Genomic DNA, 229 nt, shown 5'->3' with positions numbered 1-229 from the left:
GCGGTATGCCGCAGCCCTTCGGTACGCAGTTGCTGATGCAGGATGTAGGCCGCCGCGTGCAGCAACAAGCGCATGCAATTGGCGAGAAAGCTGGTGCAGGAAGTACGGTCGGCGGCGAGGTCATCCTTGAGATGCTTGATGTAATTTTCGGCCTGACCTCGCGCGCAATAAATATCCTCGTACAACATGCCGGCATCGAGTCCTGGCAGCGAGGTCACGATGAAGCGCG

Annotated in this window: 1 protein-coding gene; it reads right to left on the bottom strand. The window is 58.5% G+C overall.

Annotation, left to right across the window (positions count from 1 at the left end; translation table 11 throughout):
• The coding region (locus F2P46_RS36920; RefSeq protein ID WP_166899436.1) for a transposase at positions 1-229 on the bottom strand (229 nt) is incomplete at both ends.

It is taken from the genome of Massilia sp. CCM 8734 (assembly GCF_011682155.1).
Classification (GTDB): Bacteria; Pseudomonadota; Gammaproteobacteria; order Burkholderiales; family Burkholderiaceae_D; genus Telluria_A; species Telluria_A rubra.
Note: the sequence above shows the minus strand (reverse complement) of the source record. Positions and strands in the feature narration are given on the sequence as shown.